The organism is Kineococcus endophyticus, from assembly GCF_040796495.1.
GTDB classification, from domain to species: Bacteria; Actinomycetota; Actinomycetes; order Actinomycetales; family Kineococcaceae; genus Kineococcus; species Kineococcus endophyticus.
Map to the genome: position 1 here is coordinate 95,173 of NZ_JBFNQN010000001.1, position 13,124 is coordinate 108,296.

Annotated in this window: 13 protein-coding genes; 4 read left to right on the forward strand and 9 right to left on the reverse strand. The window is 74.3% G+C overall.

Annotation, left to right across the window (positions count from 1 at the left end):
* Position 1 precedes the first annotated feature (1 nt).
* A complete protein-coding gene (locus tag AB1207_RS00420; RefSeq protein WP_367635799.1) occupies positions 2–943 on the forward strand; it encodes an alpha-E domain-containing protein in 942 nt (313 codons plus the stop codon).
* Positions 943–1,785: a transglutaminase family protein gene (locus tag AB1207_RS00425; RefSeq protein WP_367635800.1), complete on the forward strand. Its 843-nt coding sequence runs from the start codon at positions 943–945 to the stop codon at positions 1,783–1,785. Before AB1207_RS00420 ends, AB1207_RS00425 begins: the two co-directional genes overlap by 1 nt.
* A gap of 9 nt (positions 1,786–1,794) precedes the next feature.
* Here the strand turns inward: AB1207_RS00425 and AB1207_RS00430 are convergent, their stop codons facing one another.
* The 7 genes from AB1207_RS00430 to AB1207_RS00460 all read right to left on the reverse strand — a co-directional run bounded on the left by AB1207_RS00430 (position 1,795) and on the right by AB1207_RS00460 (position 7,849).
* Entirely contained in the window at positions 1,795–2,442 is a 648-nt protein-coding gene (locus tag AB1207_RS00430; RefSeq protein WP_367635801.1) for a hypothetical protein, read from the reverse strand.
* Positions 2,443–2,475: 33 nt separating this feature from the next.
* Entirely contained in the window at positions 2,476–4,230 is a 1,755-nt protein-coding gene (locus tag AB1207_RS00435; protein WP_367635802.1) for a twin-arginine translocation signal domain-containing protein, read from the reverse strand.
* Positions 4,227–4,703 (reverse strand): hypothetical protein, encoded by a 477-nt coding sequence (locus tag AB1207_RS00440; protein WP_367635803.1) that lies wholly within the window; start codon positions 4,701–4,703, stop codon positions 4,227–4,229. Before AB1207_RS00440 ends, AB1207_RS00435 begins: the two co-directional genes overlap by 4 nt.
* A gap of 10 nt (positions 4,704–4,713) precedes the next feature.
* The gene (locus tag AB1207_RS00445) at positions 4,714–5,331 is read right to left on the reverse strand and encodes a hypothetical protein (protein WP_367635804.1); all 618 of its coding nucleotides are present in this window, start codon (positions 5,329–5,331) and stop codon (positions 4,714–4,716) included.
* 102 nt (positions 5,332–5,433) lie between these two features.
* Positions 5,434–6,312, reverse strand: coding sequence for a hypothetical protein (locus AB1207_RS00450; RefSeq protein ID WP_367635805.1), 879 nt, complete (start codon positions 6,310–6,312; stop codon positions 5,434–5,436).
* A complete protein-coding gene (locus tag AB1207_RS00455) occupies positions 6,309–6,887 on the reverse strand; it encodes a MauE/DoxX family redox-associated membrane protein (protein ID WP_367635806.1) in 579 nt (192 codons plus the stop codon). Before AB1207_RS00455 ends, AB1207_RS00450 begins: the two co-directional genes overlap by 4 nt.
* A gap of 32 nt (positions 6,888–6,919) precedes the next feature.
* The gene (locus AB1207_RS00460) at positions 6,920–7,849 is read right to left on the reverse strand and encodes a DUF4349 domain-containing protein (protein WP_367635807.1); all 930 of its coding nucleotides are present in this window, start codon (positions 7,847–7,849) and stop codon (positions 6,920–6,922) included.
* Positions 7,850–7,987: 138 nt separating this feature from the next.
* Between AB1207_RS00460 and lepA the strand changes: the two genes are divergently transcribed.
* Positions 7,988–9,856 carry a translation elongation factor 4 gene (gene lepA / locus AB1207_RS00465; protein WP_367635808.1) on the forward strand — a complete coding sequence of 623 codons (1,869 nt, stop codon included), beginning with the start codon at positions 7,988–7,990 and terminating at the stop codon, positions 9,854–9,856.
* A 30-nt stretch (positions 9,857–9,886) separates the two neighbouring features.
* Positions 9,887–10,975, forward strand: a complete 1,089-nt coding sequence (locus AB1207_RS00470) for a LacI family DNA-binding transcriptional regulator (RefSeq protein WP_367635809.1) — start codon at positions 9,887–9,889, stop codon at positions 10,973–10,975.
* Here AB1207_RS00470 and AB1207_RS00475 read toward each other — a convergent pair.
* Together AB1207_RS00475 and AB1207_RS00480 are read right to left on the reverse strand one after the other, a co-directional pair.
* On the reverse strand, positions 10,948–12,243 hold the full coding sequence (locus AB1207_RS00475; RefSeq protein WP_367635810.1) for a glycoside hydrolase family 32 protein: 1,296 nt from the start codon (positions 12,241–12,243) through the stop codon (positions 10,948–10,950). The two genes, AB1207_RS00470 and AB1207_RS00475, sit on opposite strands and share 28 nt — an antisense overlap.
* On the reverse strand, positions 12,240–13,115 hold the full coding sequence (locus AB1207_RS00480; RefSeq protein ID WP_367635811.1) for a carbohydrate ABC transporter permease: 876 nt from the start codon (positions 13,113–13,115) through the stop codon (positions 12,240–12,242). The genes AB1207_RS00475 and AB1207_RS00480 overlap by 4 nt, the downstream gene beginning before the upstream one ends.
* Positions 13,116–13,124: the final 9 nt, after the last annotated feature.

Consider the following 13,124-nt stretch of genomic DNA (forward strand, 5'->3'; position numbering starts at 1 on the left):
CGTGCTCAGCCGCATCGCCGAGTCGTTGTTCTGGATCGGCCGCTACGTCGAGCGGGCCGACTCCACGGCCCGCATCCTCGACGTCCACGTCGAACGCACCCTCGCCGATCCGTGGATCGACGAGAGCGCCGTCTCGACGTCGCTGCTGTCGGTCATGGGTTCGCCGGCCGACCCCGAGCGCCGCGTCGGCCGCCGGGAACTGCTGGAGACCCTCGCGTACGACCCGGTGAGCCCGAGTTCCATCACCGGGGCGCTGGGGGCTGCACGCGAGAACGCCCGCAGGGCCCGCGAGACCGTCTCCAGCGACATGTGGGAATCGCTCAACACGACGTGGAACGCGCTGGCGTCCGGGCGGTGGCGGGCCGCGAGCCCGCACCGGTTCTTCTCCTGGGTCCGCGAGCGGACCGCCGTCGTCTCCGGCCTGGTCGACGCCACGATGAGCCGGGACGACTCCTGGCAGTTCTTCGTCCTGGGCCGTTCCCTGGAACGGGCCGACATGACGGCCCGCCTCGTCGACACCCGCGCCGTGGCCGGGTCGGGCAGCCAGTGGCCGTTGCTCCTGCGGTCCACCGGCGCGTACGAGGCCTTCCTGCGGGCCTACCACGGGTCGAGCACGGGGGCCGCGGGCGAACTGCACGCGGCGGAGTTCCTCCTGCTGGACCGGCTGTTCCCGCGCTCGGTCGTCAACGCCCTCGAGACCGCCGAGGCGTGCCTGGACGCGATCGACCCGGCGCTGCGGCGCGTCGGGTACACCGAGGACGCCCGCCGCATCGTCGGGATGGCCCGCACGCGCCTGGAGTTCCAGAGCCCCGAGGACCTGCTGGGGGACCTGCACCACCAGATGAGGCTGGTGACCGAGGCGTGCTCGGCGGCCTCCGAGGCCGTCGCGATGCGGTTCTTCCCCATGGCGGGGGCGGTTTCCTGGACGGCGGGGAGGTCCTGATGCGACTGCGCATCGTGCACACGACGACGCACACCTACCAGGGCGAGGTGATCGCCAGCTTCAACGAGGCGCGCATGACGCCGTTGACGCTGCCGGACCAGACGGCGCTGGACACCCGGGTCGAGGTGAGCCCGGCCGCGTCCGTCTCGCGGTACTGGGACTACTGGGGGACGCACGTCACGGCGTTCGACCTGCACGCCCGCCACGACCGCCTCGTCACGACCGCGACGTCGCTCGTCGAGACCGACCGCCGCACCGGGCACGACCCGCGACGGTCGGCGACGTGGGAGGACCTCGCGACCGACGACGTGCGCGACGCCCTCGCCGAGTACGTCACGCCCACTCCGCGGACGACGGCGCCGGAGGACGGTTTCGCCGACACCGTGCGCGACCTCGTCGCCGGCGCCGATCCGCGCGAGGCGGCCCACCGCATCTGCAGCTGGGTCCACGACGAGGTGAAGTACGTGACCGGCGCGACGGGCGTGCACGCCACGGCGCAGGAGTCGTGGGTGCAGCGCAGCGGCGTCTGCCAGGACCTCGCCCACCTCGTCCTGGCGGGGTTCCGCACGGTCGGGATCCCCGGTCGCTACGTCTCCGGCTACCTGCACCCGCGCCGCGAACCCGAGATCGGCGTCGAGGTGGCGGGGGAGAGCCACGCCTGGATCGAGTTCTACGACGGCGCCTGGACGGCCTGGGACCCCACGAACGACATCCCCGTCGGGGACCGGCACGTCGTCGTCGCGCGCGCCCGGGACTACTCCGACGTGTCCCCGCTGCAGGGGGTCTACTCCGGGCCGAAGTCGACGGTCGCCGCGCAGGTGCTCGTGACGCGGGTGGCCTGAGCCCGGACCTCAGCCGCGGGTGAGCAGTCCGGCGTCGCCCAGCAGTTCGACGGCGGCCCGGGGACCGCGTCGCGTCAGGAGCGCCGCGGGCAGGTCCCCGGCCGACCGTGGGACGGCCCACGTCAGGTGCACGACGCCCGAGAGGTCGACCTGCACCCCCACGTCGGCGTCCTGCACCCGCACGACGGTGTGGTCGCCACCGCCCGCGTCGGTCCGGCGCGCGAGGCGGTCCGTCCACGGCGGGTGCGGCCGTGGCCGGGGGTCCTGGGCCCACACGTCGAGGACGGAGGCGCCGTGCAGCACCGACGGCCAGCGGTGCGCCCGCTCCCACGACAGCCCCTCCGGCAGCCAGCACGTCCGCAGGTGCAGCGTGACGCGCCCCGCCGCGACTTGGTCGCGCAACGGTTCCCCGGGCGCACCGCGGTGCACCGAGAGGTGTTCGACGATCCCTGGGCTCCGCAGTGCCGGCAACACCGGTACAGGGCCGCCCAGCAGGTCCGCGGCCTCCGCGGCGTCGACGGGCACGTGACGCCACGACAGGCTGCCGGGCGCCCTGCTCCGCGGCCGGAGGGTGTGGGACAGGGCGTCGTGCGGCACGAGCGCAGCGAGGGCGCTGGTGACGTTCGGCGGCAGGGGCACGTCGTCAGTGTCGTCCACGGCCTCCCCCCGGCCTCCCCAGGCCTCGACGGGTCAGCCGAAGGCGACCGCCCCCGTCGCCACCGTGAGCACCGCGGTCCCGCGGGCGAACCGCTGCCGCACCTGTCCGCCCTGCTCGGGTCCGGGTTCCTCGACGGGGAAACCCCACCGCTCGGGGCCGCCCGCAGCCCGCAGCGCGTCCCGGACGGGGGCCGGGACGCGGTGGGCGCCGGTGCCGGCCGAGGCGTACACCGCGCCGCGTTCGAAGTCCTGCACCGACCCGGCGGCCACCGCGGTCTCGTCGGTGGTGGGCAGCCCGAGAGGTCCCGTCTCCCAACCGGTGTCGCGCCACCGGTCGCGCACGGAACCCCGCACCGCGTGCGCCCCCGTCGCGGCCGAGGCGTAGACGGAGCCGCCCTGGAAGTGGACGTACTCGGCGCGCCCGTCCGGGGTGCGGGTCTGGCTCGTCACGGGGTACCCGAGCGGTCCGCGTTCCCAGCGCAGGGCCGTCCACGCGTCGCGCACGGCGCCGACGACCGCGTGCGCACCCGTCTGCGGAGTCCAGTACACCGAGCCCCGCTCGAAGTGGTTGAACCGGCCGCGGCCGTCTGGGCTCGTGAGTTCGTCCGTGGTCGGGTACCCCAGCGGCCCGGCCTCCCATCCGGTCGCCTTCCACTCCTCCCGGATCGCGCCGACGACGGCGTGCGCCGCGGTCTGCGGGGTCCAGTAGACGGACCCGCGTTCGAAGTGGTTGAACCGACCGCGGCCGTCGGGCGTCGTGAGTTCGTCGGTGAGCGGGTACCCGAGCGGGCCGGCCTCCCAGCCGAGCGCCTTCCACGTCTCGCGGATCGCGCCGATCACGGCGGACGCGCCTGTCTGGGACGTCCAGTAGACGGAGCCGCGTTCGAAGTGGTTGAACCGGCCGCGGCCGTCGGGGGTCCGCAGTTCGTCCGTCGTCGGGTACCCCAACGGGCCGGCCTCCCAGCTGAGGGCGGCTAACGTCGCCAGCACCTCCCCGTGGACCTCGTGCGCGCCGGTGCCGGGGGAGTGGTAGATCGACCCGAAGTCGAACAACTGGTACGTGCCACCGGGCGCGGGGGTCCCGAGTTCGGGGGTGCGCTGCTCGCCCAGGACGCTGCCCGGACCGCCGATCGCGGTGTACTCCCGACCGATCGGTGTGCAGTCCTTCACAGCGGGCGCCGTGTGCTGGTTGGTCCGCTGGTCGGTCGCCGAGGTCGTCGTGCAGTTCCACGACGGGATCCGCCACGGCGGGGTGCACGTGACGACGCGGCACCACACGGGGCCCGTGCAGCTCGTGTCCTGGTTGCACTGCCCGTAGCGGAACTCGTTGCAGCACACCTTCCGCTGGTCGCACTGCCCGGCCGGACCGCACCCGCACGAGCAGTTCCGGCAACCCTCGCCGCAGAACTTGCTGCGACCGCCGCAGCCGCAGGAGCAGTAGCTGTGGCAGTCGATGTAGTACCGCGCGCCGCCGCAGCAGTACCCCGACCCGTCCGACTTCCACCACCCGCCGACGAGGCTGCCCGGCGGGCAGCGGTTGACGCCGTTGCCGATGGTCGCGCAGAACACGGTGTACCCCGAGGAGCAGGTGGCGTCGATCCCGCAGACGGCGGCGTAGGCGCTCTGCGGGCGGGTCAGGAAACCCCAGGGGCCGACGGTGAGGGCGGACCCGACGACGGCCGTGCGGGCGAGGAAGCCGCGGCGGTCGGTGCGGGCGTCGAGGAACCGGGTGAAGAACCCCGTGACCCCCTCCACCACGGTTCCCAGGGTGCGTTCGGCGACGGTCATCCCGCGTCTCCTTCCAGGTCTCCCTGCACCCGGACGCTGCGCACGAGCGGCGTCACCTTCCCGAACAGCGCCGCCCGGCGGGCGTGCGAGCCGAGGACGACGTAGAGGCTGAACGCCCGGTCCCCGACGTGGAAGAACCACTGGCCACCCGACTGGCCGGGGATGCTGCGCTGCAGGCGGTTCGGCGAGAAGTCGCTCAGCGTCGGCACCGGGAAGCCGGAGTCGGCGAACAGCGCCGTCCGCGACGCCCCGGGGTCCTGCTCGAAGAGGCTCACGAACACGTCGTCGCTCGTGAGCAGACCCGTGACGCCGCCGCCGAAGTCGCCGCGCACCACGGGCAGCGGCACCGTCGCGGCGTGCAGGACGGGGCGCCGGTGCGAGCCCGGTGCGTGCCCCTCCGCCGCGCGCCGCGTGATCCGCACCTCCCACCCGGCCGGCGCGTCCACCGAGATGCCGTGCGCGTCCACCCTCACGTCTCGAACCTCACAGGACGACTCCCACCGTCAGGGCGACCGAGGCCGCCGCCACCAGCGCGGACCACGCGCCGGTCGTGCCCCGCCCCAGCGGGGCGAGCCGTTCCAGTCGCCGGTGCATCCCGGCGAGCCGCGCGGGGGTCGTGACGGACCGGGCGGCCAGCAGCGGCAGCGCCCGGACGGTCCCGAACACCGCGCCGAGCACCGCTCCCGGCAGCGGCCCGCCCGTCGCGACCATGAACGCCATGGCCAGGAACAGGACCGGGGACGTCACGATCGTCACGACGCCGACGCCGAGCTGCGCTCCGTACCCCACGCCGTAGACCCAGCCGCGGTAGCGGTGCAGCCAGTCCTCGTCGACCTGCCGGTGCCAGCTGGGGAACCGTCGCCAGCGTCCCGCCTCCGCGGCGACGGTCCCCACGGCCAGCGCCACGACGACCGCAGCCCCCAGCAGGACGGCGGGACCGCCCACCGGACGCAGGACCAGGGTCAGCAGTTGGCCCAGCGTGCCGAGCACCAGACCCAGCACGGCTCCGCCGGCGGCGGACCCGATGACGTGCGCGGTGACCGTGACCGACCACCGGCTGGCGCGTCCCCGCTCCCCGAGCGGGGTGATGCTCGAGAGCATCGACTCACCTCAAGGCGACCAGAGGCTGCGCAGGGCGGCGACGACGGCCGTCGGCACGCCCAGCAGCAGCGCGGCCGCCGGCACGGTGAGGAGGTCCACGGGTCAGCGTCCGGGCGTTCCGGGGACCTGGTCGGCGGCCGTGAGCCGCAGGCTGGGGTGGTCGGGCGTGATGCCGGCGGCCAGGAGCTCCGCGTCGGCGCGGGCCTCCCGGTGGGCGCCCCCGTGGGCGTGGTCGTGCGTGTGCTCGTGCGTGTGCTCGTGCGCGTGGTCGGGCGCGTGGTCGTGCCCGCGCAGGTCGACCTGCAGCGCACGGTCCCCGACGGCCTCGGCGACGAGGCGTTCGACCTGCTCCCAGTCCGTCGCGCTGCCCTCGCCGCGCACCCGCCCGGCGGCCGCGTCGACGTAGGCGAAGTAGGGCGAGCCCGGCACCTCGTACGCCTCCCACGTGCTCGTCGACATGACGACGTCGACCCCGCGGGCCTCGGGGCCCGCGGCCAGGGTCGCGACGGTGCTGGGCGACTCGGCGTCGGCGTCGCGGGTGACGACCACGAGGCGGGTCGCCGGCGGCAGGGACAGCGGGGCGGGGTCGGCCAGGCGGGCCCAGATGCGTTGGCACGTCAGGCATCCGCTGGACAGGAACGCGATGAGCGTATTGGTGCCGCCGGCCCCGACGGCCACCTGCACGGCGTCGCCGGCGGGGGTCGTGCCGGCGACCGTCGTGGCGCGCTGGCCGACGGTCCCGCCGTCCGGACCGGCCCCCGCGACCACGCCCCGGCCCACCGCGAAGGGCAGTTCCGCCCGGTCGCCCCGCGCGAGGCCGCCTCCTGCCCCGGGAGCGGTGTCCTCCCTGCCCGCCCCGAGGGTGTGCAGCGACCGCAGGATCTCGGCGTGGGAGCGCAGCAGCCCCGCGACGAGCACGGACAGCAGGACGACGGCCAGCGTCAGTCCGACGAGCAGGACGGTCGTCACGGTCGTGCTCACGCGGTCCTCCGGTGGCGGGCGGTGGTGGCGGGGCTGGTGGCGGTGCTGGTGGACCTCGGGCGGACCAGGGACCGGGCGGCCAGGAGCCGCGGCAGTCCGGTGAGCAGCAGCAGGCAGAGCGCCGCCAGGAGCGCCGTGACGACGGCGGTCGCGGCCGTCGCCGCGGGACCGGCGGCCCACACCGCGGGCAGCCCCGCCGGTCCGGTGGCCGCCACCCCGGCGGCCAGCGCGAGGGCTGCCGTCAGGACCGCGTGCGCGGCGGTCGGGGGCAGGTCGGGTTCGCCGAAGCAGCCGCAGGAGCTGAGGGGACGCCGTCGGAGGAGGGCCAGCAGCACGAAACCGGTGAACCCCGCGTAGGCGGCGGCGGTCGCGACCAGGGCCGGCGTCCAGCCGGCCAGGGTGAGCACGGCGACGGTGACCTCGGCGGCCCCGAGCGCGCGGACGGCGGGCGCCGGGGCGGGCAGTCCCTGGGTGCGCAGCGCTCGGACGGTCCCGGCGGGCCGGCGCACCTTCCCGACGCCCGCGATGATCAGGAGCACGCTCCCGACCAGGCACGACACCAACGCTGCTGTCACCTGGACACGTTCTGTGAACGCGGGCCCTCAGGTCAAGAGGTCGCGCGGACCGGGTCCTGCGGGGTCCGCGCGCGCCGTCGCCGGGCCAGCCACCACAGCGGGACGGCGACGAGCGCCAGCGGGACGGCGAAGGGCAGGACCGCACCGACGACGAGGGCGGCCACCCGGACCGCAGCGCCCAGCGCCTGCCAGCCGGCCGACAACCCGCCGAGGAACCCGGGCTCCGCGGGCGCGGCGACGGCGGTCAGGGGGGCGCCGCGGGTGAGGTCGACGTCCACGGTCGCCAGCGCGGTCTGGTCGGCGAGGACCCGCTGCCGGGCCTGCAACGCCTCCAGGTCGGCCTCGCGGCGGGCGATCTCGCCCTCGATCGCCAGGATGTCCGGCACCGTCGTCGCCCGCGGCAGCCGGGAGCGGAACGTCTCCAGCACGGCCTGGGCCGAGGTGACGCGGCTGCCGACGTCGGCGACCTCGGCGGTGACGTCGGCGCTCGTGGTGGTCCGATCGGTCTCCTGGCCGAGCGCGGCGAGGTCGTCGAGGACCTGCGGGTAGACGGGTGAGGGGACGCGCAGCGTGAGGTGGGCCGTCTCGGACCCCTCGCCCCCTCCGGACCGGCTGGCCGCGACGATCCCGCCGGCCTGGACCGTGCGGGCCGTCGCAGCCTCCACCGCGGTGGGCAGGTCGCGGACGCGCACGGCCAGGGTCGCGGTGGAGACGACGGCGCGGCCCTGCGCGGCGGTGTCGGTGCCGGTGACCCCCTCGGCCTGAGCGTCGGACTGCGCCGCAGCGACCGCTCCGCCGCCGGCGGCGGGCTGCCCGGAGGACCCCGAAGACCCGGAGGACCCTGAGGAGTCCGCACCGCCCCCGCTGCACGCGGACGCGCCCAGCAGCAGGGTGAGCGCCAGGGCGGGGGCCGCCCACCGGTGGGTCCGTGCGCGGGAGGGGGAGGGGGTGGGGGAGCGCATCGGACACCTCCGTCGGGTGCGGTCGCCGTGACCGCAGACCTCGGACGCCGGGACCGCTCGCGGGGTTCCGGTGGGGTGGTTCCGGCCGTGCGACCATGGAGGCTGTCCGCCCGCCCGACCGAGAGGTGCCCCCAGCCCGTGTCCCCGAGAGCCGCCGACGCACCGGCACCCGCCGCGACCGCGCCGCTGCTGCTGCGCAACTTCTGCATCATCGCCCACATCGACCACGGCAAGTCGACGCTGGCCGACCGCATGCTGCAGCTGACCGGCGTCGTCGACGAGCGGGCCATGCGCGCGCAGTACCTCGACCGGATGGACATCGAGCGCGAGCGCGGCATCACGATCAAGTCGCAGGCCGTGCGCATGCCGTGGGACGTCGGCGGCACGTCCTACGCGCTGAACATGATCGACACCCCGGGGCACGTCGACTTCACGTACGAGGTGTCCCGTTCGCTCGCGGCGTGCGAGGGGGCGGTGCTGCTGGTGGACGCGGCGCAGGGCATCGAGGCGCAGACCCTGGCGAACCTGTACCTCGCCATGGAGAACGACCTCACGATCATCCCGGTCCTCAACAAGATCGACCTGCCCGCGGCCCAGCCGGAGAAGTTCGCCGAGGAACTGGCCAAGCTCATCGGCTGCGAACCGCAGGACTGCCTGCGCGTCTCGGGCAAGACCGGTGTGGGCGTGGACCTGCTCCTGGACCACATCGTCCAGGAGATCCCTGCCCCCGTCGGCGACGCGAACGCCCCGGCGCGCGCGATGATCTTCGACTCCGTCTACGACACGTACCGCGGCGTCGTGACCTACGTGCGGGTGATCGACGGCAAGCTCTCCCCGCGCGAGCGCATCGCGATGATGTCGACGAAGGCCACGCACGAACTCCTGGAGATCGGCGTCAGCTCGCCCGAGCCGACCCCGTCGCAGGGGCTCGGCGTGGGCGAGGTGGGCTACCTCATCACCGGGGTGAAGGACGTCCGCCAGTCCAAGGTCGGCGACACCGTCACCAACGCGCACAAGCCGTCCGCGACCCCGCTCGGCGGGTACCGCGACCCCAAGCCCATGGTGTTCTCCGGGCTCTACCCGATCGACGGGTCGGACTACCCGCTGCTGCGCGACGCGCTCGACAAGCTCAAGCTCAACGACGCCGCCCTCAGCTACGAACCCGAGACGTCGGTGGCCCTGGGGTTCGGGTTCCGCATCGGGTTCCTCGGCCTGCTGCACCTGGAGATCGTGCGCGAACGCCTCGAGCGCGAGTTCAACCTCGACCTCATCTCGACCGCGCCGAGCGTGCCGTACGAGGTGACGCTGGAGGACAAGCGCGTCGTCGAGGTGACGAACCCCTCGGAGTTCCCCGAGGGCAAGATCGCCGAGGTCCGCGAACCCGTCGTTCGGGCGACGATCCTCGCCCCGTCGGAGTTCATCGGCGCCGTCATGGAGCTGTGCCAGCAGCGTCGCGGTGACCTGCAGGGCATGGACTACCTCTCCGAGGACCGCGTGGAGATGCGCTACCGGCTTCCCCTGGCCGAGATCGTCTTCGACTTCTTCGACCAGCTGAAGTCGCGCACCCGCGGGTACGCCTCCCTCGACTACGACGTGGACGGCGAGCAGGTCGCCGACCTGGTGAAGGTCGACGTGCTGCTGCAGGGCGAGCAGGTTGACGCGTTCAGCCAGATCGTCCACCGCGAGAAGGCGTACGGCTACGGCGTCATGATGGCCGGCAAGCTCAAGGACCTCATCCCGCGCCAGCAGTTCGAGGTCCCGATCCAGGCCGCCATCGGCGCCCGCGTCATCGCCCGTGAGAACGTCCGCGCCATCCGCAAGGACGTCCTCGCCAAGTGCTACGGCGGTGACATCACCCGCAAGCGGAAGCTGCTGGAGAAGCAGAAGGAGGGGAAGAAGCGCATGAAGATGGTCGGGCGGGTCGAGGTGCCCCAGGAGGCCTTCATCGCCGCGCTCTCCTCCGACGCGGCGGGCGACAAGGCGAAGGGCGGGAACGCCAAGAAGTGATGCGTGGGGGCGGGCCGGTAACCTGACGCGGTGACCCGGCCGCCCTCCCGCAAGGCCACGTCCCAGGACGTGGCCGACCTGGCCGGGGTGTCCCGCAGCGCCGTCTCCCTCGTCCTCAACGGCCGGGGTGACGGGAACATCGCCCCGGACAAGCAGGCCGCGATCCGCGCCGCCGCCGCGCAGCTGGAGTACGAACCCAACCCGTCGGCGGTCTCGTTGCGCAGCAGCCGGACCCGCACGCTCGGGGTGGTCACCGACGCCATCGCTTCGACCGCCTACGGCGGGGACCTGCTGCGCGGGGCGTCCGAGGCCGCGGAACGGTCCGGGCACCTGCTCGTCCTCGTCGACACGCACTACGAGGAGCAGCGCGAGGCCGACGCCTACCGGACGTTGCGCGGCCGCCGCGTCGACGGGCTGCTGTTCGCGGCGATGAGCCTGCGCGAGTACGCGGTGCCCGAGGCCGCCACCGGTGTCCCGTTCGCGTTGGCGAACTGCTACGACCCGGCCGCGCCCCAGGTGCCCGCGTTCGTCGCCGACGAGGTCGCCGGTGGCCGGGCCGCGGCGCGGTTGCTGCTCGACGCGGGGCACCGCGACGTCGTGCTGCTGGCCGGTGCGCGCGACGCGGTGGCGAGCACCCTGCGCGAGGACGGCGTGCGCGCCGAGCTCGCCGCCGCCGGGCACGCGCTGCGGACGGTGGAGACGGGCTGGGAGATCTCCGACGGCGTCGCGGCGGCGACGACCGTGCTGACCGGGCCCGACCGGCCGACGGGACTCGTGTGCGCGAACGACCGCGTCGCGGTCGGCGCGGTGCTGGCGGCGAACCGCCTCGGCCTCGACGTCCCGGGTGACCTGTCCGTCGTCGGGTACGACGACGACGCCGCGCTGGCCGCCCCCATGGTGCCCGCGCTCACGACGATCGCGTTGCCGCACCGGCAGATCGGCGAAGCCGCGGTCGCCCGGGTCCTCGACGACCTGGCTACGGACCCCTCCGCTGCGGGAGGAGCACGGAGGACCGGGCACGGCACCGTCCTGGTGCCGTGCCCGGTCGTCGTGCGCGACTCGGTCGCGCCGCCCCGCCGTCGAGCGTCGCGTCAGCGCGCGGGTTCGCCCAGCCGGTAGCAGCGGGCGTCACCACGGACGTGCCACTGGGCGCCGGGGGTCGGGTAGGCCCGCAAGGTCGTCGCGCGGCCGGCCTCGAACACCTCGACGAGGCTGCCGTCGACGAGGATCCGCACGGGTCCGTCGTGGCCGGCGGTGACGACCGCACGCGGTCCGTCGGAGCCGTCGAGCAGGAGTTCCACCGGCCCGTCCGCCGCGACCTCGAAACTGCGTTCGGTGCGGGTCGCGCCGGCGACCTCCTCCCGGCGCAGGCCCACGAGTTCGGGTGCGGGGTCGACGGCGAGACCGTCGGCGGTGGGCCGCAGCTGGCGGGGGAACGTCAGCACGCCGGACCACCCGGCGGCCGCGACGTCGGCCGGGTCTCGCTCGTCCTCGCGGGACCACCCCCACACCAGGACCCGGCCGTCGTCGGTGGCGAGCAGTTGCGGCGCGTAGAAGGTGGCGCCGCCGTCGAGCTCCCCGCCGTCGGTGGGGACGAACCGCAGGCCCCCGCCGGAGGGTTCGAGGTCACCCAGCAGCCAGCTGACGCCGTCCAGGGCGTGCGAGCCGTCCCGCCAGTGCCACAGCGACACCACGAGCAGCCAGCGGTCGCCGAACGGGATGAGGTTCGGGCACTCCCACGTGTTCGCCGGAGCCCACCGCGCGGCGACGGGATCGTCGGAGGTGAGGAGTTCCCCGGCCGGTTCCCAGGCGCGCAGGTCGTCGCAGCGCCACAGCAGCAGCCGGCCGCGGCCCTGTGGGTGGCCGGCGCCCTGGACGGCCCAGCGGTGCCCGTCGTGCGTGAACACGAACGGGTCCCGCACCTCGCGCACGCCCTCCTGCGGGTCGGGCACCGCGACGGCGGCCGGTTCCTGCGTCCACGTCCGCAACCCGTCACCACTCGTCGCCACGAGGGTCACCGCGTGTTCCGGGCCGTCGGCGCCGACCCCGGTGTAGACGGCGGTCGGCACGCGGTCCGGTCCGTCCAGGACGACGCAGCCGGTCCAGCACCCGACGGCGTCCGGGCCGCCGGGGGTGGGGCGCAACGCCACCGGTTCGGCGCGCCAGGTGAGGAGGTCGGCCGAACTCGCGTGCCCCCAGTGGATGTCGCCGTGGACGGGGGCGGCGGGGTTGTGCTGGAAGAACACGTGCCAGACGCCGTCGACGTGGGCCAGGCCGTTCGGGTCGTTCACCCAGCCGAGGTCGGGCCGGCCGTGCAGGACGGGGAACGCGGGGTCGGCCCGCCCCACCCGTCCCGAGGTCCGTCCCAGGGTCACGTCGGTGCTCACTTGCCCACTCCTGCCGTCAGACCCTCGCGCAGCGGTCGCTGCCCGAGCACGAACACGACGAGGGCGGGCACCATCGAGAGCACCACCCCCGCCAGGACCGTCGACACGCTGCCCGTCCCGAGGTTGCCCTGCAGCGACACCAGGCCCAGCGGCATCGTGAAGTTGCGTTCGGAGACGGTGAGGATCAACGGCCGGAAGAACTCGTTCCAGTGGTAGTTGAAGGCCAGGATCCCGACGATCGCCATGCCCGGCAGGGCCAGGGGTGCGTAGACGGACGAGAACGTCCGCAGCGGCCCGGCGCCGTCGATGGCGGCCGCCTCGGCGAGGTCGTCGGGCAGGCCGAGGAAGTACTGGCGCATGAGGAACGTGCCGAACGCGGTGGGGATCGCCGGCAGCACCAGGGCGAGCAGGGTGTCGGACAGGCCCATGCCGCGGATGAGCATGAACACCGGGACGATCGTCACCTGCAGCGGCACCATCATCGTCGCGAGGACGACGGCGAACAGGGCCCCGGAGCCGCGGAACTGCACGCGGGCGAAGACGTAGCCGGCCATCGCCGCCGTCACCATCTGCCCCAGGGCGCACAGCGAGGTGACGAGGACGCTGTTCCAGACGAGCAGGAGGACGTCGGCCTGGGCGAACACGTCGACGTAGGCGGAGAACCCGGGCTGGACGCCCGCGCCGGCCACCTGCGGCCGGAAGGACGTCCAGACCGTCCACACGACGGGACCGAGGGTGAGGAACACCGCGACGGTCAGGACGGCGAACTTCCCGACCGTGCCCGGGCGGGGGAGTCCGCGCCGTCGCACGGGGCGAGGGGCGGCGGGACGGACCTGCAGGCCGGACGCGCCGGCCGGGGAGAGCGTGGCCATCTCAGGACC

Coding starts and splice junctions, on each gene's coding strand:
- AB1207_RS00425 (WP_367635800.1), top strand. CDS start 943: ATGCGACTGCGCATCGTGCACACGACGACGCACACCTACCAGGGCGAG.
- AB1207_RS00435 (WP_367635802.1), bottom strand. CDS start 4,230: ATGACCGTCGCCGAACGCACCCTGGGAACCGTGGTGGAGGGGGTCACG.
- AB1207_RS00445 (WP_367635804.1), bottom strand. CDS start 5,331: ATGCTCTCGAGCATCACCCCGCTCGGGGAGCGGGGACGCGCCAGCCGG.
- AB1207_RS00460 (WP_367635807.1), bottom strand. CDS start 7,849: ATGCGCTCCCCCACCCCCTCCCCCTCCCGCGCACGGACCCACCGGTGG.
- AB1207_RS00480 (WP_367635811.1), bottom strand. CDS start 13,115: ATGGCCACGCTCTCCCCGGCCGGCGCGTCCGGCCTGCAGGTCCGTCCC.